Below are 20,409 nucleotides of genomic sequence, written 5' to 3' on the forward strand. Positions count from 1 at the left end.
CCGTCAGGCGCGGCGGAGGCGGGCCCGCGCGAGCGACGTGAAGTAGCCGAGCTCCGCGACGTTCATCAGGCGGGCGGTGCCGAGGTACAGCGCTCCCCCGCCGAGGCCGCCCACCAGGACGGCCAGGACGCTCGGGAGCCGGTCGCCGTGCATGTGCCCGAAGCCCCAGACGACCGCCGCCCCGAACGCCACCGCCGGCACGGCGGCCAGATGCAGCCGGACGAGGGTCCGGGCGATCCGGCGGCCGTCCATCCCGCCGAGCCGCCTGCGCAGCACCAGCGACGAGCAGACCGCGCCGACCACGTAGAACAGCCCGTACGCGACCGGCAGCAGGACCACCACCTGCCGCGCGGGCACGAACCGGAGCAGCGCGAACGCCGTGGCGGCCTGCGCGATCCCCGCGGGGACGGCGATCAGGCCCGGCGTCCGGGTGTCGCCCAGGGCGTAGAAGACGCGCATCAGCAGCTGGTGCAGGGTGAACGGCACGACCATCACCGCGAGGACCGTCAGGACGGCGCCGATGCGGCGCGCCCCGTCCGGCGTCATGCTGCCGTAGGCGAACAGCGCGACCGAGCCGGGCACCGCGAACACCAGCATCCCGAGCGACAGCGGGACGAGCAGCGCGCACGCCAGCCGCAGGCCGCGGGAGAAGTCGTCGCGCAGCAGGTCGCGGCGGCCCCCTGCGACGTGCGCGCTCATCCTCGGCAGCAGCGCCGTGATCACCGACACCGCGATGATCGCGTACGGGAGCTGGAACACCACCAGCGCGAACTGGTAGGCGGCGAGGCCGCTGCCCGCCACCGCGTGCCCGGCCTCCTCGGCGGCGCGGCCCCCCGCGCGGGTCGCGACGTTCGCGGTGACCAGCACCCCCGCCTGCGCGACGACGATGTACAGCAGCATCCAGACCGCGGTCCGCAGCGCCTCGCCGAACCCGGAGCCGCGCAGGCCGAGCCGGAGCCGCCAGCGGAACCCCGCGGACCGCAGCGTCCACGCCAGCAGGACGCTCTGCACCATCGTCCCGGACGCCGAGCCGAGGCCGAGCAGCGTGAGCTGCGCGTCGGTGACGGTCTGCGGCGTCCGGCCGCTCCCGGCGACCCACAGGAACAGCAGCCCGGCCGCCATCGTGATGAGGTTGTTCGCGATCGGCGCCCACATCGGCGGGCCGAACCGCCGCCGGACGTTCAGCAGCGTGCCCGACAGCCCGCTGACGCCGATGAAGAAGATCTGGAGGAGCAGCAGCCGGGTGAGCAGCACGGCCACCTCCCGCTGGCGGCCCTCGTACCCGCCCGCGTACAGGGAGATCAGCCGGTCGGCGGCGAGCACCGCCACGACCGTCAGCACCGCGAGCGCCAGCAGCGCGAGGCCCGCCAGCCGCTGCTCGGCCGCCGCTCCCCCGTCGGCGTCCCGGATCCGCCGCTTCACCAGGAACGGGACGAACACGCTGGCCAGCAGCCCGCCGAGCAGCAGCTCGTACACCGTGTAGGGGATCATCTCGGCGGCCTGGTAGGCGTCGCCGAGCAGCGCCGTCCCGAGCGCGGCGCCGATGACGACCGTCCGCAGGAACCCGGTGAAGCGGGAGAAGACCGTCCCGACCGCCATGACGGCGCTGGAATGCGCGACGCTCGGCGGGTCCCCCACGTCCTCCGGGTCGCGGACGGGCACCAGCCCGTGCTCGGGTTCGCCGGGCGGCTCGTCCCGCTCCGCGGCCTCGATGACCTCCGGCATCATCCGGCGCTGCTCACGCTCTCCCATCGGCACCCCCGTCGTCCTGGTGCCGAAGTATGCCCTGCCGCCGCCGCGCCTCCCCTCGTCCGGACGGCCGGTCCGCCTCGTCCGGACGGCCGGTCTCAGGCGGTGGCGAAGCCGGCCGCCGACACGAGGATCACGACCGCCGCCACCACCGCGTACGCCCAGGTCACCGCCGCGACGACCCGGACCCGCCGCGCCTCCGGCAGCCCGGTGAACGCCAGCAGCCAGGCCAGCGCGGGCAGCACGAGGATCGCGTGCATGGTCACGGCGTGCGCGGGCTTCAGCGCCCCGGCCACGTGGTAGGCGGCCTGCTGGTCCCCCGTCTGCACCTCCGTGACGCCCCGCGCGATCATCGCGGCGCCGGAGAGCAGCGCCAGCATCAGCGCCGCGAACCCGGCCCGCACCGCCAGCCGCATGCTCGGCGCGACCGCCGGGTTCGGCCGGAAGGACGCGGCCGCCAGCGTGACCAGCGTGACGATCAGGATCCCGCCGCCCGCCGCCAGCCCGCGCGAGATGGCCGTGTCCAGCGCCGTCTCCATGTTGAAGTGCGACGGGACGCGCCGCCACGCCTGCACGGTGATCAGCGCGACCTCCGCGACGCAGTCGGCGGTGAACACCCCGAGGACCACGGCCCGCGTCCGGTCCCTGAGCGGCACGAACGAGCCGACCCAGGCGATGGTGACGAGCGTCAGCCCGAACGACAGCCCGAACGTGACGGCCTTGCGCCACGACACCGGCCCCTCCCAAGGCCCCCCGTCGACCGCGAAGACGCCCAGGTGGAACACCCCGGACACCATCAGCAGCGCCCCGACCGCATACGCGACCCGCTCGACACGCCGCGCGTCCGCCCAGATGCCCCGGATCCCGCCGACGACCGCCCCCGGGACCAACCCGCCCTGCGGCGCGCGCACCGACCCGTCCATCACCGCTCCTTATTGAGTGAGTACTCACCCACCCTACCGTGCGGCCTCCGGGTCCGGCCAGCCGGACCGAGGCGGCGGCCGGTGCGAACGATCTCGAACAAGCTCGAACACCGGGAACGTTGCCCCGCCCCCGCGTCCCCGGGCAGCCTGAAGACGACCTTGCCCCGCAGACGTGAGCCGCACGGCTCCCTCCTCGAATGGAGCAGGTAGAAGATGAACAGGCAGAGAATGAACACGACGGTCTTCGCGTGGTCGGCGCCCGTCCTGTCCCTCTTTCTCCTTATGGGGGCGGCTCCCGCCGCGAACGCCGCCCCCGACCGATCCCGGGCGTCCGCCGCAGAGAACCTGCCGGCCTGCCGCTACAAGGTGAAGCAGGGCGACACCGCACGCAGCATCGCCGCCCTGTTCGGGATCAGCTACGCGACGTTGAGGTCGCTCAACCCCGGCGTGAACCTGGACCACCTCACCGCCGGCCAGTGGCTCCGCGTTCCCGACCGGTTCTGCTGACGACGCGAGCCGCCCTGACGAGGTCCTCGTCAGGGCGGCTCGCGTTCGGTGACGGTCAGGCGGCGACCGCCTCGACCGCGGGCGCGCGGAGGGCGCGGCGGGCGGAGGTCCAGGCGGTGACGCCGGTGATGACGGCGGCCAGCGCCGCGACCGCCAGGTAGGTCCAGACGCTGCCGTCCGGGGTGGGCGAGTCCATGCGGGCGATGCCGAACGGGACGATGGTGAAGACCGACGCGACGGTGCCGCAGGCGACGCCGGTGACGGTCAGGACCACCGACTCCAGCGCGACGGTGCCGAGCACCTGGCCGGGCGTGGCGCCGGCGAGGCGCGTCTGGCCGAACTCGCGGCGGCGGTGCGCGGTCGCGGCGACCAGGGTGTTCACCAGCATGATCGCCGTGAACAGGACCACCATGCCGATGACGACGAGGTTGAGCGTCTCGATGCCCTTCTGCTCGGCGGTCTTGGACAGCCCCGCGGCGTCCATCGCGGCGTTCTCGGTCGCCTGGAGGAACAGCGTGCCGACGGCCGTGCCGGTGAACAGGATGATCGGGGTGACGGCGGCGGCCATGGCGCCCGTCCGGCGGCGCATGGTGGTGATCGCGAGGTCGCCGGTCGCGCCGAGCAGCCGCAGCGGCCCGGCCAGCAGCGACGTCACCCGCCGGATGATCAGCGGGGACAGCAGCGCCAGGCCGATCGAGGCGAGGATGTCGGCCTGCCCCGCCGTCGCCATCGCGTCGCTGCCCTTGCCGTGCATCACCGTGGACGTCACGACCGCGAGGTCCACCGCGACCAGCAGGAACAGCCCGGCGAACACGACGCGCTTCTTGCTCAGCCGCCCGGTGTCGACGGCCGCGGCCATCAGCGACTCGGTCACCCGGACGCGGGTGGCGCGGCGCGCGGTGATCAGCGCGGCGGCCGTGGCCGACACGAAGGTGATGCCGAGGCCCATCGACACGGCGATGGGACCGAACGCATAGGAGACGTCCCCCGGGACCTGGTCGGTGTCGTGCAGCAGGCCCAGCAGACCCCGTCCGACCAGGAAGGCGGGCGGGACCGCCAGCAGCGCCGCCGCCACGGCGAGGCCCGCCGCCTCACCGACGATCATCCGGCCGAGCTGCGCCGGGGTCGCGCCGACGCTCTTGAGCAGCGCCATCTCCGACGCCCGCTGCCGCACCGACAGCGTCAGCGTCGAGGTGACCGCGAACACCACCAGCAGCAGCCCCCAGCCGCCGACGACGCTCGCCATCGTGACCAGCGTGCTCTTCGCGGTGCCGGTGACGTTGTCGCCGCCGGCGGTGTCCAGCATGGACGCGAACCCCATCAGGATCGTCGCGCCGAGGAACATCGACAGGAAGCTCGCCACGAACGCGCCCGCGCGCTTGCGCAAGGAACGGAACGCCAGCCCGGTCATCGTCCCGCCTCCGTCGTGGCGCGCTGCCGCTCGACCTCGTCGGCGAGGTGCGTCATCCGCTCGGCGACCGCCTCGGCGGTCGGTGCCTGCTGGTGCCCGACGATCCGCCCGTCCGCCAGGTAGAGGACGGAGTCGGCGCAGGACGCGGCGACCGGGTCGTGCGTCACCATGACCACCGTCTGCCCGAACATCCGCACGGACTCCTGGAGCAGCGCCAGCACGTCCCGCGCGCTGCGGGTGTCGAGCGCGCCGGTCGGCTCGTCCCCGAACACCACGCGCGGCTCGGTGACCAGGGCCCGGGCGATGGCGACGCGCTGCTGCTGCCCTCCGGACAGCTCCGCCGGAAGGTGCCCGAGCCGGTCCCCGAGACCGACCCGCTCCAGGATCGCCTGCGCGCGCCGCCGGTCGACCTTGCGTCCCGCGAGCTTCAGCGGCAGCGTCACGTTCTGCATGACCGTCAGCGTCGGCAGCAGGTTGAACTGCTGGAACACGAACCCGATGCGCTCGCGCCGGAACCTGGTGAGCGCGGCCTCGCCGTCACCCGCGAGCAGCGCGCCGTCCACGAACACCCGTCCCCCGGTCGGACGGTCGAGGCCCGCCGCGCACTGGAGCAGCGTGCTCTTGCCGGAACCCGACGGGCCCATCACGGCGGTGAACGACCCGGACGGCAGCGACAGCGACACCCCGTCCAGCGCCACGACCTGGTTGCCCTCGGTCCCGTAGACCTTGCGCACGTCCTCCAGCCGGAGCGCCTCGCCCGGGACCGCGGCCGCCCCGGCCCGGTCCACCGCCTTACGTCCGAACATCGCCTTCCCCTCTCCGCCCGGCGGCTCCTCATGAGCGCCGCTGGAGAAGAAATTACGGATGGCCCGAGCACAGGAGGATGGGTCCAGCACACCGAAAGGGGTAGGCAAAACCCCACCTTTCCTTGGCGCACCGCCCGCACCGGAATCCCGGACGTCAGGGATTGGCGATGGCCGCGAGGAGTTCGCCGCGTCCGCACGCACCGGTCTTGCGGTAGATCGATTTCAGGTGGTCGTTGACCGTGTACGCCGACAGGCCGAGACGGCGGGCGATCTGCTTGGGTGCCGCCGCGTCGCACAGCTGGACGATGATCTGGCGTTCCCGTGCGGTGATGCCGTACCAGTCGCAGAAGGACGGCAGCCTCTGCCCGGTGGTGGCCGACTGGACGACGATCGCCACGTCCCCGGCGCCGTCTCCGGACAGCGGCTGCGCGTGGCAGGCGACCCACCGTCCGTACGCGGCGGAGGGACCCACGAACTGCGGGACGTCGGCATCGCAGTCACCGGGGCGCCCGCGGGCCCGCATGGCAAGCCCCGCAAGCAAGGACTCGCCGCACCAGTCGGGGACGTCGCTGCGGGGCCGCAGATCCTTCTCCCACCGGACGGCCTGGGCGGTGGCGGCGCGAATCGTGTGGTCGGACCCGACGATGATCACCCCGGGCAGCGGCGCCGGATCCGCCGCCGTGAGCGGCCCGGCGGTGACGTACTCGCGCATGACCGCCACCAGGTCCGGTGTCAGCCGCACGGCCCGCAGCACGTCGGCCTCGTCGAACGGTCGGCCGCCCTGGGAGCGCAGCAATCCCAGCACCCCCCAGACACCCCGGGTGTCGCGCAGCAGGACCCGGAGCTCGCACCCGACACCGTGCCGGAGCATCAGGTCCGCAGCCGCCCGCTCCTGCCGCCCGTCCCGGTGACCGCTCCCCAAGACCGCCACCGGCAGCCGCCGCCGTGCGAGGACCTCCAGCGGGAACGGATCGTGACCGGCGTAGTGGTTGTGCAGCAGCCCGCGCCCGAAGGCGATCTCGAACCCATGCCAGAAACTGAACGACAGCCGGCCGGGCCCCATCGCCGGGCTGGTCCCCGCCAGCACCACGGCGTCATGCGCGACGGCGGGCGCGACGGCCCGCGACAGCGCCCCGGCCAGCTCATCGGTACTCGCGCCACTCTTGGCGGCCTCAGAGAATCCCCGCATCAACGCCCCCCGACTATGCCCACCTCAATTCTGACAGATCAACATCCGAGGCCACCACAAACACATGAAAGCGTCCGATGACGACAGGCCATGCGATCAGCAGGCAGCATCACAAAGCACGCTAAAGATCATTCTAGCCAGACCTCACGATCAAGATGCTGGGACGATCCAACCTCTTTCCTTGCAGGCAGTAATTGATGACCAATGAAGCAGACCGATCGAGCGGTTGCGAATCTTCCGATTCCATACATCACCTTGATAGCGTCGGCCTCGAAACCAGGTACCCGGCGTCAGCCGGGGAGTCCTTCGGTCGACGTAGACAGCATCGTCCGATGGCTCGTCCAGGAGTGAGGGATGGAGGGGACCCGCCCAGGGCCTCCCGGTCCGGTCTCCGCAGTGGTCGCCCAGCTGTAGGGGCGCCCAGCAGGGCGGTGTCGTATTCACCGCTTTGAGTGTGAGTGCCCCTGGTCTGGCCGCTGCGGGCCTAGCGCCATCAGCTCGGTCATGCCGGGCGACAGCCCGGCGAACATCTGCGGCACCGGCACCGGCTCGATGGCGGGGCCGAGGCGCTTGGCGATCTGCTGGACAACTGGTTCGCCGAACCAAGGATCGTCGGCGATTTCGGCGGTGGCGACCGCGTGGGCGTCGCCCTGCATTGCGACATGGACGGTATCGGGAGACGGTCGTTGACTCTCCTGTCCACAATGTCCCGAATACCGGGCCTGGTGGCGGCCTTCTGGTCATCAGTTGAGGCTTGCTTTGGTGATGCCGGACGGCGTCATGGCCGGAGGTCGGCCCCAGCAAGATCATTGGGAAATGTCCTCCGATCGTTCCTCATGCAGTGAGCAAGCTCCGTTGGCTTCGCGAGTAGCGCAATGAGTGCCGGGTAGGGGCCCGCCCGACAGGGGACGGCCGGACGGCACCGAGCCCGATATGCCAGTTATCGGGTCATTGCGATGGTTCGGTGACGTTCGATGCGCCAACCGTCATGGGGGATAGCCGTGCCGACGAATGAACGTCCACTTGATCTAGAAGAAGTGCGCGCCGCCCTGGAAGAGGCAGGAAATCCTTGGGAGGCGGGTGAGACTTCGGTCAGTCACCTCATCGGAACCGACTTCGAGGGCTATCTGGGCCTGGAGGTGGGTGAAGAGGAACTTGCCGAGGCGACCGAAGAGCCGGCGGAGGAGGCCGCGGTCGAGATCTTCGGGCTGCCGACGTCCTTCGATCTGCGCAGTGTGGACGGCAAGAACTACACGACACCGGTGCGCAGGCAGAATCCCTCGTGCGCCTGCGTGGCCTTCGCCGTGGCGGCCGTCATGGAGCACGTGGCCCGCTACAGCGCGAAGAACACCAGTCTCGACGTTCAGCTCTCCGTGGGCGACATTCATTATTGCCTTGGCAAGAAGAAATGCCTCGAAACCCAGAAGACGGGTGATGCGCTGAAGGCCGTGAAAGAAAGCAAGGTCGCCTATGAGAAGTGCTACCCCTGGTCGACCGGGGACCAGGAGTGCAAGGTCAACAAAGATTGCAAGGAGAAGAATAACGCCGCTCTCACTCAGTACAGGCAGCTCAAGGGCACCAAAAAGGTCGAGGAGATGAAGGAGTGCATCTCCAAGTACGGCTCGGTGACTGCGGGCATCATGGTCTATGACGATTTCAAGACCTACAAGGGCGGGATCTACAAGTTCGTCAAAGGCACCGCCCAAGGTGCGCACTGCATCACTCTCGTGGGCTACAACGACACCGAAAAGTACTGGATAGGCAAGAACAGCTGGGGCACCGACTGGGGCGAGCAAGGGTTCTTCCGCGTCGCGTACGGCCAGTGCAAAGTGGGTGAGCTGGCGAGCTGGTGTGTGGAAGGGGTGACGCTGCACACTCAGGCCAAGGCCGAGCAGGCGCCACGGCAGCGCGTAACGAGCCGTTGACCATCACGGCGACGGGCGGGGGGGCGTTTCCGTGGGCATGGACGTCAAGGCTCTGACCGAGTGGCTCGGCCGGATCGACACGAAGAAGCCCCTTACCATTCCGCAGGACCTCCCAGACGGTCTGGACTTCCGGAACGACGTCGACATGTCCGCGTTGAGATACTGGGAGACGAGGATCAAGGAGGGGACCAAGGCTCTCAAAGAGCTGGTCCCTGACCTGACGAAGCTGACGCTGACGGGAAAGCCGGTCGAGGGCGTCACGCTGACCCTGAGGTTCTTCGCCGCCGCCGACAAGCCGCAGGACACCGACCTGGTCATCGGCGTCGAGCTGATCGTCTCCCTGGACACGCACGACGTGTTCAAAGACCTGGTCGGCGTCGGCATACGCCAGGTACGCCTGAACTACCGCATCGAGAAGAAAGGCGGCGACCCGACCACCAAGAAATGGCGGGTGCGGATACGCCTGTCGGTCGACGCCGACCGGCTCGTCGAGCTGATCACGGACGTCGGCCAGCAGGTCTCGTGGGGGCCCTTCACCTTCACATCGCCGAAGTTCCCTTCCTGGTCGCTGGCCGACACCCTCACGGCGTTGCGGATTCCCGGTGTGACGATGCCCGACGTCCCCCTGCCGCCCAAGGTGTTCCCCGACGTCGGTGAGCTGACCCTGCGTTATGAACGCGTCGGCACGAAGGGATATCGCGTCCTGATCTACCCTTCGGAGCAGAGGCTCAGAGCAGGCTGGGCGGTCGGCCTGCTGCGCCCGGACACCGACGAGGGGAAGGCGACCTGGGCCGCGTCGGGGCTCCTCCAGATCGGCACGGTGAAACTGTCGGACCTCGACGTGCTGCGGGGCCAGCTTCCGCCCGACAGCGACCTCTCATTGTCCCTCCAGGTCGTCTACGCCAGCCGCGATCTGGGCAAGGACGATGTGACAACCCTCAACCAGGTTCTCAAGGACGCCAAGGTCGGCGGCGAGATGCCCACCGGCTGGCGGCTGAATCCCGGCGTCACCTGGTGCGCCCACGTCCAGATCGGGCAGCGGCCCAGCGAGCGCTACACGCTGCTGGTCCGGCCCAAGCACAAGGCGCCCAAGACCTATCGCGCCCTGGGCGAGACGACGTCCTCCCCGGGCAAGCGGCCGGAGGGCCCGGTGCGCACTCAGCGCTCGCTGGGTCCGCTGCATCTCAAGGAACTCACGCTCCGCTACCTCGACGGCCGGCGTCCCCGCGTGGTGCTGTCCCTCGACGCCGCTCTGGCCGCGGCCGGGCTGACGGTGGAGGCCGCCGGCCTGGGCCTCGAAGTGGAACTGAAGGAGAACCCGAGGGCCGATGTCGTCCTGGGCGGGCTGGGCGTGGCCTACAGCCGGCCACCGCTGGAGGCCGCCGGCAGTCTCGTCCGCCGTGAGCCGGGCGGCGATATCGACTTCGCCTACGACGGCCTGATCATGATCAAGGCCGCCCGCTGGGGCCTGATGGCGTTCGGCTCCTACGCGTCGATGACGGCCAAGGACGCACGGCCCGGCTACACCTCCGTGTTCCTGTTCGGCGCGCTGCTCGGCACGTTCGGCGGCCCGCCCCCGGTGGTGTTCACGGGCGTGTGCGGCGGTTTCGGCTACAACAGCAAGGTCCGATTCCCCGCCATCGACCAGGTGACGGCCTTCCCGTTCGTCAAGGCCCTGGATCCCGACGGTTATGAGGACCTCACCAAGAAGAACTTCGGCGAGCCGGTCACGCCGGGGACCGTCCTGGCGAAGATCACCGGCGGGGAGGACGCCTGGGTCGTGCCCGCCGTCGGCGAACTCTGGCTCGCCGCAGGGGTGGCGTTCTCCGTCGCGCAGATCGTGGACGTGCAGGCGCTCCTCATGGTCCAGCTCGGCGACGACATCGTCGTCGGTCTGCTCGGCGCATGCACGATCGACCTTCCCGCGCCCAGGAAGACCGGTAGGAAGGTGCCCGGCGTCGCCCACGTCGAACTGGGCATCCGCGCCGTGTACCAGGCGTCCACCGGCGAGTTCTCGCTGGCGGCGGCCCTGTCGGACAATTCCTGGCTGGCGCACCAGGAGTGCAAGCTGACCGGCGGCGCCGCGATCCACGTGTGGGCGCCTCCCAGCCCGTACGCCGGTGACTTCGTGGCCAGCCTCGGCGGCTACCATCCGGCCTTCGAGCGGACGAAGCCCCGCCACTACCCGGACGTCCCGAGGCTCGGACTGTCCTGGTCGGTCGGCTCGGCGGTCAGCGTCCGCGGCCAGTTGTACGCCGCCGTGACCCCCGCGGCGGCCATGGTCGGCGGGCGCCTGGAGGTCAACTACCGCGCGGGCGGGCTGCACGCCTGGCTGACCGCCTACTTCGACGTGATCGTCCGATGGGCGCCGCTGTATTACGACGCCGAGATCGGCCTGTCCATCGGCTGCTCTTTCACCGTCCGGGCCTGGCTGTTCACCGTGACGGTCCGCCTGGAGATCGGCGCCCGGCTGCGCCTCTGGGGCCCGCCGACGCGCGGCACCGCCCGGCTGAAGGCCGGTCCGTTCAACGTCGAGATCAAGATCGGAAGCGGGGAGGAGCCACTCCGCGGGCCGCTCGGCTGGGACGACTTCCGCAAGCAGCAGCTGCCGGACAAGCCGGTGACGGTGAGCGCTGTCAGCGGCCTGGTCACCGACCCGGTCAAGGTCAAGAAGGCAGGCCCCGGCCACTGGGTGGCCACCACGGACGGATTCTCCTTCGCCACCCGCTCGGCGATGCCCGCCACCACCCTCACCTACGACGGCAAGGCCGTCGACGGGAAGACCCGGACCCTCCACGTCCGGCCGATGGAGAAGGAGAACGCCACCTCCACCCATGCCGTGGTGCTCAAGGCCAAGAGCGGTTCCAGCGCGGTCCCCGTCGCGTTCGCCGCCGGTGACACCGGGAAGCCGTGGTACGGGCGGGTCTCCACCGCCCAGGTCCCGAAGGCGCTCTGGGGGGACAAGGGCACCGCCGCGCAGGTCCCCGGGAAGGACCAGACGCTCCCCGGCGCGGTCGGCGTGGACATCGTCATCGGGCCTCCCACGATCGAGGGCATCGCGTTCTCCGTCCCGCACCGCCTGCTGCGGTTCAAGGACGTCAGGGCGAAGGTCAACCCGCTGGCGGCCCAGCCGAAGCGCGACGACGCCGATCCTCCCGACACGGACGCGGACGAGATCGCCAGGAAACTCCGCACCGCGCTGATCGACCTCGGTGCCCTGGTCGGCTGGAAGGGATAGGCGGCGGCGATGGCGGACCCTTTGATCACCTTCACGGACAACCTGGTGCCCGTCGTGGGCCGCGACGCCTACACGCTCACGGTGACCCACACGATCGACGTGGGCGAGGGCGGCAGGCGGCTCGGCGAGGCCGCCCAGGACCTGACGATCCTCGGGACGAGGTTCGGCCTTCCCAGCGCCGAGGTCCACTCCGCCCACCCCCCTCCCGACTCCACCGCCACCTACACCCGCCGTCTGCCGCACGTCGCGCTGGAGAGCCGCCTGCTGCCCTGGGAGACACGGCTGACGTGGAACGTCCAGAAACTGGACGACAAGCACGTCCCGTGGCTGGCGCTCCTGCTGTTCTCCGAGCACGACCAGGGCGGCCCCCCGGCCACCGGCGAGGTGGAGACCGGCACCGTCGAGCAGCGGCTCCTCACCAAGGCGGACGGCGTCCGCCTTCCCTCGCTCGGCCACACCAGCGCCGACGAGAAGAAGGAAGCGGTCCGCACGATCACCGTCTCCAAGGAGCTGTTCACCGCGCTGATCCCCACCCCGGACGAGCTGCGTTACCTGGCCCACATCCGCAGCCCGCTCGACCAGGTCAAGGATCCGAAGAAGGAGGACCCGTTCGGACAGGACGAACGCCGCGAGGCCGAGTACGGCTTCGTGCTGTCCTCCCGTCTCCCGGTCCCCGGACGCTGCGTGGCGCACCTGGTGTCCCTGGAAGGTCACGTGGGCGCCGTCAAAGACCCGTCCGCGATCACCGAGCAGAGGATCCGGCTGGTGTCGCTGTACTCGTGGACGTTCGTCTGCGACGCCGAGCAGGGCCCGCTGTTCTCCCAGTTCCGCTCCGCCCTGACGAAGCCGGGCGAGAGCGACCCCGCCCACCTGCTGCTCCGCCACGACCTCGCCGACAGCGACGGCGACGCCTACCGTAAGCACGCGCTGCACCGCCTGGAACGCGGCTACGTGCCCCTCGTCCACTACGACGGCGCGGCGACCCGCTACGCCTGGTACCGGGGCCCGCTCGTCCCGCACGCCGGGCGGCAGACGATCGCCGCGGACGGCGACCGCCCCGCCTGGACCCGCCCCGGCACCTACCTCGGCACGGACGGCAAGTACCCGGTCAAGGAGACCGGCCGCGCCGCCGCCTGGACGCTGGGCCGTCAGCTCGCCCTCGCCGACCAGGACTTCACCGCCGCCATGGCGGACCTTCTCGACGACGGCTCCACGCTCATGCGCGCGGCGGCCCGCCTTCACCGGACACCCGCGCCCGGCGGCCCCGGCGCTCATCACGCCGCTCTGCGGGACGCGCTGGAGAACCCGGGCGACCTGCACCGCGCCGCGTTCGCAGGCCGGCTCGCCGACGATGGCTTCGTGGCCGCCGTCGCCAGGGCGCTGGGAGCGCCGGCCCCGGACGGGCCGGGCGGCGAGCCGGTCGCGGCCGACGTCGACGAGCTGGTCCGCGACGGCTCGACCAAGAGCGGCTACGCCGTCCCGGACGTCTACGCCAACCTCGGCGGCCAGCTCGATGACGACGCCACCCTCACCGGGGTGGTCACCGCCCTGCTCGCACCGGCCGGCACGGCCGCGGACGAGGCGCCCGGCGACGGGGTCCCGGTGTCACCGTGGCAGGTGGTGCGCGACTGGCTGAAGCGGCTGCGGCGGCTGGAGAACGTGCCCTTCGATCACCTGGTGCCCACCGCGGCCGCCGTGCCGGTCGAGAGCCTGCGGTTCTTCCACGTCGACGCCGCCTGGGTGAACGCCCTCACCGACGGCGCGCTGAGCGTCGGCGTGTGCTCCCGCGCCACCTTCCAGATGCTGGACGGGATACGGACGGCCTTCTACCAGAGCGCCGAGGGCAAGAAGGTGCCCAAGAGCGGCGTCCTGATCCGCTCGGCGCTGGTCACCGCCTATCCGCGGCTGGAGGTCGGCGCACCCGAGGCGACCGGCACGGTGCGGCGCGCCCTGCTCGCCCCCGACATCCTGCTGTGCCTGTTCGACGGCACGCCCTCGACCGTCCGGCTGACCGAGCCGTTCCATGGCCTGCACCTGGGGACCGAGTCCAAGGCCGCCGTCCGTGCCCTGTTCGCCCGGCTGAAGGGCGAGGACCCCGGCCCGCTCCCCGGCCCGGACGACGACCCGGTCCGCGTGTCCCGGGACGATCCTCTGGCGGACCCGCACGGCGGGGACCACGAGGTGGGCCTGCGGTCGCTGGTGAAGACGGGCTCCTACGAGGTCGGGCAGCTCATCCTGGACAAGAGCGTCACGGTGACGTTCCGCGCGACCAGCGGGTCCGGTGCCATGGTCGTCAAGGTCGGTGACCTGGCGTCCTCCGTCGCCTCCGCCTTGAAGGGCTTCCTGCCGTCGGCGGGCCTCACCTCCGCGGGGCTGGGCCTGCAACTCGTCCGCTCCCCGGAACGAGCCTCCCTGTACCACGACGTCGCCACGGGAGAGGACGCGCCATGACCACGGCGGAGCAGGGGGGGAAGGCCGTCATCGTGCCGGTCCGGGTGACCGGGCTGCTGCTCAACCCGAAGGTGCGGGCCACGGAGACGTGGGAGCGCTGGCGTCCGAACTTCGGCAAGGGCGCTCATCAGAGCCCCGAGCCGCGGGCGCCCTACGACAGCGGGCACGAATACCTTCCGCCGAAGCACGACGGGGTCACGGTGTCGTGGGAACTGCCGGGCGCCCTGCGCACCGACCGCGAGGACGACGGGACGGGGTTCCTCCGCGTGCCCGACCGGTGGCTGGTCGTGCGGTACAGCACCCACGGCGAGACGCAGAAGCGCGAGGCGGGCCGCGCGTGGGTGGTGGCCGGCGACCGGCTCCGCGATCCCGGCAGGGAGCCCGGCGAGCTGGACAACTGCGCGCTCTACCCGCCGAAGAGCCCCGGCGGCTCCCACCGGTGGCTGGGGCTGGTCCACGACCTCACCACGGGAGAGTGGAAGGAGGACTCCGGCGCCACGAAGACGGAACTGACCGCGGCCGGCCTTGGGCTCGTCAGTTTCGCGCTCTATCAGCCGTACAACCTCGGTGTGTTCTCCCTGCACGACCAGCTCACCGATCTGACGGACAAGGACAAGAAGAACTACGCCCTCAGCTATCAGGTGATCGGCTGGTACAGCGACCCCGCCCACGACCCACTGGCGAAAGTGACCGGTGCCCAATCCCTGGCCACGAGGTTGCAGCGGCTGCAATGGGAACTCGCCGGGGGCTCCGGCGGCGTCACCTACACCAAGCACACGATCTATTCCGGCTGCCTGCTGAAGGTGACATGGGAGGCCGACCCCAAGGGCCCGCCGGACAAGTACCACGACGAGCGCCCCGCCATCGACAAGGCGAACCGCCCGGATCCGCTGAAGGTGGTCCTCACGGAATCCTCGGTCCAGGGCATCATCGCGCTGCTGGCCCACGAACTCGCCAAGGACGTCAAGGACGAGGCCCAGAAAGAGCAGGCCAAGAAGGACCTCATCAGATTCGAGGCATTCTTGTACGGGATGCTCAACCAATTCGACGACCAGGCCGAAGGCCCGGCGGTGGTGCAGCGGCTGACCCGCCGGTCGCATTTCGAGCCGGTCGACGCCGGGTACGTGTGGCACGTCGAGATGCCGCCGCCCGACGTCGAGACCGTGTCCCCTGGAGCCGACCTGCACTGGCGCGCGCTGCTGGACGATCTGAACGCCGACCAGGACGCCTACGACACCCTGATGCGGGAACTGGCCCGCCTCCAATCGCAGTACTACCAGCTCTGGTGGGCGCACCAGGAGGTGGACCGCCGCACCAGACAGGTTCCCCAGCACCAGAAGCAGCTGCGCAAGAAACTCGAAGAACTCGGCCAGATGATGAAGTCCGCCCTCGATTGCGGGACCCTGCGGGCGGCCATCAAGGAACGACAGGAGGAGGCCGGCCGGCTGGCCGAGCGCGTACCGGAGGACGAGACCGGCAACGACGTCACCGACCTCATCGAGGCGCAACTGGAACAGGAGGCACCCGGGGCCCGGCTGCGGCGCGTCCCCCGCGCGCCCTTCTACCGGCCCACCGAACCGGTCGTCCTGCTCCGCGGCGCCAACTCCGAGCGGCTCAAGACCGACCTGGTGGCCCTCCCCTGCCGCTGGTCCGACAACCTCGTCACCAAGATCGGCGACACCAAGAGCACCACGCCGCCGAAACCGCCGAACTTCGACAAGCTCACAAGCCTCGACGCGCTCAAGGACCACCCCGGCGGCCTGCTGACCGGCCTGCTCACCGAGTTCGCGTTGTTCGACACCGCGGGCGCTCCCGCGGTCCTCCAGGAGCGTGAGGTCCCGCCGGCGGTGAAACGCGCCACGATCGGCTGGAAACAGCCGTGGACGCCTCTCTTCCTCCTGTGGCAGGTCGTCTACTACCCGGTCCCGTACAACGACGTGCGGACCGGCCACAAGGGCGAACGCAACTGGACGTTCGACAAGGACAAGTACCGGTGGAAAGGCAAGGGCCATGCCACCGACGACGCGAATCCGCCCTCCATCACGCTCAGCGGCCGCACCTTCTTGTCCCCCCACGCGGTGTGGAACGTCGCCGACCGCGCCGCCCAGGAAGCCCCCTACTCGCCCGATACGAAACAGCAGGCGCGGCTGGAGGCCCTCGCGAAGAAGGCAAGGGAGGGCGACCTGATCTCGCAGGCCCTCGACGGCTTCAACGAGCAACTGCTCTCGCTGGTCTCCGAGGCCCGGTTGAGCCCCACCGGCGCGCTCGACGCCCTGGTCCAGGGCAATCACGGGTACACGCCCTACCGGATGGAGACCGTCAAAAGCTACGTCCCGAACAAGAAGACCGAGGACTACGTCGAAATAGCCGCACCGCAGCAGCTACGCGGAGGCCAGTTCCGCCTGACGGCCCTCACCGTCATCGACAGATTCGGCCGCTCCCTCCAGCTCGTTCCCGACGAGCACGTCACCTTCAACGGCAAACCCCTCCGCTCCAGCACACTGCTCCCCGACAGATGCAACGGGGACCCGTGCAGCACGCACAAGAAGTTCACCGGCCAGCTCGCCCACCTGGTGCCCCGCCTCCCCCAGCCGGCCCGGCTGCGCATGGACCTGCTCACCCCGGCCGCCGACCGCCCGGTCGACCCCTACATCCTCGAACCGCAGTCCTGCGGGTGGGTCGTTCCCAACTACCTCGACGGTGCGCTGCTGGTCTACGGGCCCGACGGCACGCTCCTGGGCGACCTGTCGGCGAGCGGCGGTCAGATCGTCTGGGAATGCCCGATGCCGCCCCACGACCTCCCGTCCGCCACCGACCATCCCCATCTGCACGGATTCCTGTCCGGGCTGAAAGGCACGGACGGCACCCGGCTGGAAGCCCTCAACAAGACGATCGGCGCCATCCAGGCGACCCTCGCGTCCGGCGCCCCGGAACCCGCCCATCCCTCATTGCAGCTCCTCGGCCGGCCGCTCGCCCTGATCCGCCTGCGCCTGGCGCTGGAGGCCGACGGCCCGCCCGTCCTCACCTTCAAGGACCACCTGACCAAGAACACCGGGTCCCCCGAGTACCTGGGTCACGGCTGGATGGTGCGGCTCGGGAACACCTCCTCTCCGCGGGACGGCCTGGTCGGCTTCTTCCGCGACAAGTACACCGAGATGCACACCGTCCGCGTTCCCCCCGGGGTCAGCAGCCCGTACCTGAGGCAGGCCGCGCGGCCCGAGCTGACACTGGCGGGAGAGGCGATCATCCTCACCGCCCTGGTCGACCCCTGGTCGCACATCGAGGCCGTCACGCACCTGGTGCCCGCGGCCGACCTCCGCCTGGCCCCCCAGCTCGTCGCCGATGCCGTGAGCCGGATGACGACGTTCCTCCGCGTCGGACCGGCCCTCGGCACCACCCGCAAGAACCACCCCAAGGCGGGGAGCATGATCGCCGAGGTCCCCGCCTTCCCGCTGCCCGTTCCCGTGCTGGAGAACGGCGAGTGGACCTGGACGCAGGGTGCACAGGACGTGGAGCTGACCGTCCCGGACTCCACCGCGATCGTCACACCGGAGTTCCCCGCCCACCTGCGCACCGGGAAACTCCGTCTCACCGGCGTCTTCGACGAACAGCCGCCATGAAGGCCATGACCCGGAAGGGAAGAGCATGTTCCAGTTCACGGAGGACAAGAATTTCAATCTGGCGCACAGCCTGAACAGCTCCCCCGAGCCATTGCGGGTCTCACCCAAAGACGGAAAGGCCGTTGCCGGGACACTGACGATCATGCTGACCAACGGCGGCGAGACACCCGAGCCCTGCGACGCCATCCGGGTCACGATGATCGCCGAGGCGAGCGACGGCACCAACGCCGGCCAGGCCATCAGCAAGAACCTCAAGAACTGCCGCGTGACGCTCAGCCCGCATGGCTGGTCACTGAACGGCGGCGACGGCTCCTGGACGTTCCGCAACCCGACCAGGTCCGAAAAGAAGGACGAAGGCGTCTTCGCCGTCGGCCAGAGCCTCCGCATCACAATAGACAACTTCGATGTCAATCAGGCCGAGGGCACCACCACCGTCTACGTCTCCAAGATGCTCGGCAAAAAGGATGAGGAGAAGGAGACAGATGGTGTCCGCTATTACCTGGGCAAATTCCCCACCACCTACAGCATCGCCGAGTTCCGCGCCCAGCAGCCCACGCTGAACCACGGAGAAGGCACCTACCTACTGTGGACGGGAACCGCGGACAAGGGCGTCGGCTACACCATCGGCCATGACGGCGAGGAACTGCCCGTCTCCGCCGGAGCGCCCTGGCCGACCGGCCCCGTGCACGCCACCACGACGTACCGGCTGACCGCCACCTACGACAGGAGCGATCTGGTCAAGCCGGTGACCCACCACCTCGACACGCAGGTGCTGGTCCGGGGCTCCGACCTCGTCAGCAGCGACCTCCAGGTGTCCGGACGCCTGCGCGCCCTTCAGGGGCCGGTCGCCCTCAAGCTCGACTGGCAACAGTATTACACCGTCCGTGGCGACTGTTACCTGATGCTGCCGTACAAGGTGACGCAGATCGAAAAGGATTCCAAAGGCTGCAAAGACGGTCTGCTTGAAATCACCACCCTGAAGGTCAAGCCCTTGGGCGCCAGGCAGAAGCATTACTACTACCTGGACAGGGGAACCCCTCAGGTCACGCAATTGCCTGTTCCCGCGGGCAGCCTACTGTATGTCGATTGGAAGCAAAATTCCCAGACTCTTGATCTCCACCTGGTGCCACTGGGTGCCGGTTCTCGGATAGATAAAACCAGGTACCTTGTCAAGACGATGTACGTCCCGTTCTACCGACGTGGCGTCTGGTCGAGATCGACCGACGTGGCCGGATACCGCACACCGCGGCGTGGTGGTGGCCTGTCCTCGGTCACGGTACGGGAACCCTCAAAGGAGGCCGCCGCCCTCATGGCCAGTTATATGACCTCCTCCCAGCTCGTCTACGGAGCCATGGGGCTTGTGCCCTGCGACGAGAACCTTGCATGGCGTTTCGATGCCGACGGCGGCTACGAGGGCCAGAGGGCACAGCTGATGGATTTTTCCGGTGAGGTCCCGAAGAATCAGAAGACGAGAAGGCCGTGCAAAGAGATAATCACTATCCCCGGCGGTTGGCGCACCACGGACTGGATCAACGCCGCCAGCGTCACCGGCCTTGACCTCACGGCTCATCTGCTGGTGAAACGGGACAACACGACGTCGTGCCTCATGAGGGCCACGGTCGCCGCCAACGGCCTCACGATCATCTCCAGCGAGGGACTCGCCACCGCACTGCCCGGCCTGGCCGGTGATTTCACTGACAAGATCCGCGCCATCGTGCCGCTGCCTGCGATCGACCCCGGCTACACCGACCCCGCACACGTCCTTCTGGCGGGCGAGACCCACAGCATCCGGTACGACCTCAAGCAGAAGCGCCCCATGACGCCGTTCAGCCGCCCGTATCCGACGGTGGACGAGCTGTTCTGACGCCGGATCGGCGAGAATGGGCCCATGGAAGCGGTACCTGAGGACTGGGAACGGGCGCTGGCGATCGTGGCGCACCCCGACGACCTGGAGTACGGGGGCTCCGCCGCCGTCGCGAAGTGGACCGGTCAGGGCAAGACCGTGGTGGAGGTGCTCGCCACCCGCGGCGAGGCCGGGATCGACGGCATGGAGCCGGACGAGGTCGCCCGCGTCCGCACCGCGGAGCAGATCGAGGCGGCCCGCCGCGTGGGCGTCGAGACGGTGGAGTTCCTCGACCTCCAGGACGGCATGCTGGAGTACGGCCTGCCGCTGCGGCGCGTGCTGGCCGCGGCGATCCGCCGGCACCGTCCCGAGGTGGTGGTCTCGCTGAACTTCCGGGAGACCTTCCCCGGCGGCGGGTTCAACATGGCCGACCACCGCGTCCTCGGCCTGGCGGTCGCCGACGCCGTCCGGGACGCGGCGAACCGCTGGGTGTTCCGCGACCTCGGCCTGGAACCGTGGCAGGGCGTACGGTTCGCCCTGTTCGGCGGCTCCCCGCAATCCACGCACTACGTGGACGTGACCGGCCACCTTCAGGACGGCATCGACTCGCTGCTGGCGCACAAGGTGTACTTCTCGGGCCTCGGCGCGGACTTCGACGCCGCCGCGTTCCTCACCGGCATGATGGAACCGGCCGGACGCGCCGTCGGCGTGGAGCACGCGATGACGTTCGAGATGATCGCGACCTGA

13 protein-coding genes are annotated in these 20,409 nt (G+C 69.8%); 7 read left to right on the plus strand and 6 right to left on the minus strand.

Going from position 1 to position 20,409, the window contains the following annotated elements; genetic code table 11:
- Positions 1 to 3: 3 nt before the first annotated feature.
- Positions 4 to 1,752, minus strand: a complete 1,749-nt coding sequence (gene murJ / locus AGRA3207_RS07130; RefSeq protein WP_231333758.1) for a murein biosynthesis integral membrane protein MurJ — start codon at positions 1,750 to 1,752, stop codon at positions 4 to 6.
- 95 nt (positions 1,753 to 1,847) lie between these two features.
- Positions 1,848 to 2,672 (minus strand): hypothetical protein, encoded by an 825-nt coding sequence (locus tag AGRA3207_RS07135; RefSeq protein WP_231333759.1) that lies wholly within the window; start codon positions 2,670 to 2,672, stop codon positions 1,848 to 1,850.
- Positions 2,673 to 2,885: 213 nt separating this feature from the next.
- Between AGRA3207_RS07135 and AGRA3207_RS07140 the strand changes: the two genes are divergently transcribed.
- Entirely contained in the window at positions 2,886 to 3,179 is a 294-nt protein-coding gene (locus tag AGRA3207_RS07140; protein ID WP_231333760.1) for a LysM peptidoglycan-binding domain-containing protein, read from the plus strand.
- Between the two features lie 55 nt (positions 3,180 to 3,234).
- On the opposite strand, the gene AGRA3207_RS07145 is transcribed toward AGRA3207_RS07140, so the two are convergent.
- The 4 genes from AGRA3207_RS07145 to AGRA3207_RS07160 form a co-directional block, all read right to left on the minus strand.
- Positions 3,235 to 4,590, minus strand: coding sequence for an FtsX-like permease family protein (locus tag AGRA3207_RS07145; protein WP_231333761.1), 1,356 nt, complete (start codon positions 4,588 to 4,590; stop codon positions 3,235 to 3,237).
- Positions 4,587 to 5,396, minus strand: a complete 810-nt coding sequence (locus AGRA3207_RS07150) for an ABC transporter ATP-binding protein (protein ID WP_231333762.1) — start codon at positions 5,394 to 5,396, stop codon at positions 4,587 to 4,589. Before AGRA3207_RS07150 ends, AGRA3207_RS07145 begins: the two co-directional genes overlap by 4 nt.
- Before the next feature lie 154 nt (positions 5,397 to 5,550).
- Positions 5,551 to 6,585 carry a helix-turn-helix transcriptional regulator gene (locus tag AGRA3207_RS07155; protein ID WP_231333763.1) on the minus strand — a complete coding sequence of 345 codons (1,035 nt, stop codon included), beginning with the start codon at positions 6,583 to 6,585 and terminating at the stop codon, positions 5,551 to 5,553.
- A gap of 440 nt (positions 6,586 to 7,025) precedes the next feature.
- Positions 7,026 to 7,241, minus strand: coding sequence for a hypothetical protein (locus tag AGRA3207_RS07160; protein ID WP_231333764.1), 216 nt, complete (start codon positions 7,239 to 7,241; stop codon positions 7,026 to 7,028).
- A gap of 345 nt (positions 7,242 to 7,586) precedes the next feature.
- Between AGRA3207_RS07160 and AGRA3207_RS07165 the strand changes: the two genes are divergently transcribed.
- Genes AGRA3207_RS07165 through AGRA3207_RS07190 form a run of 6 tightly spaced genes read left to right on the plus strand, consistent with a single transcriptional unit; the run spans position 7,587 to position 20,409 of the window.
- Positions 7,587 to 8,510 carry a C1 family peptidase gene (locus AGRA3207_RS07165; RefSeq protein ID WP_231333765.1) on the plus strand — a complete coding sequence of 308 codons (924 nt, stop codon included), beginning with the start codon at positions 7,587 to 7,589 and terminating at the stop codon, positions 8,508 to 8,510.
- A 37-nt stretch (positions 8,511 to 8,547) separates the two neighbouring features.
- Positions 8,548 to 11,748 carry a DUF6603 domain-containing protein gene (locus AGRA3207_RS07170; protein WP_231333766.1) on the plus strand — a complete coding sequence of 1,067 codons (3,201 nt, stop codon included), beginning with the start codon at positions 8,548 to 8,550 and terminating at the stop codon, positions 11,746 to 11,748.
- A 9-nt stretch (positions 11,749 to 11,757) separates the two neighbouring features.
- Entirely contained in the window at positions 11,758 to 14,199 is a 2,442-nt protein-coding gene (locus AGRA3207_RS07175; RefSeq protein WP_231333767.1) for a hypothetical protein, read from the plus strand.
- Positions 14,196 to 17,819, plus strand: a complete 3,624-nt coding sequence (locus AGRA3207_RS07180; protein ID WP_231333768.1) for a hypothetical protein — start codon at positions 14,196 to 14,198, stop codon at positions 17,817 to 17,819. The genes AGRA3207_RS07175 and AGRA3207_RS07180 overlap by 4 nt, the downstream gene beginning before the upstream one ends.
- A gap of 25 nt (positions 17,820 to 17,844) precedes the next feature.
- Positions 17,845 to 19,683, plus strand: a complete 1,839-nt coding sequence (locus AGRA3207_RS07185; protein WP_231333769.1) for a hypothetical protein — start codon at positions 17,845 to 17,847, stop codon at positions 19,681 to 19,683.
- A 24-nt stretch (positions 19,684 to 19,707) separates the two neighbouring features.
- A complete protein-coding gene (locus tag AGRA3207_RS07190; RefSeq protein ID WP_231333770.1) occupies positions 19,708 to 20,409 on the plus strand; it encodes a PIG-L deacetylase family protein in 702 nt (233 codons plus the stop codon).

The organism is Actinomadura graeca (assembly GCF_019175365.1).
Taxonomy (GTDB): Bacteria; Actinomycetota; Actinomycetes; order Streptosporangiales; family Streptosporangiaceae; genus Spirillospora; species Spirillospora graeca.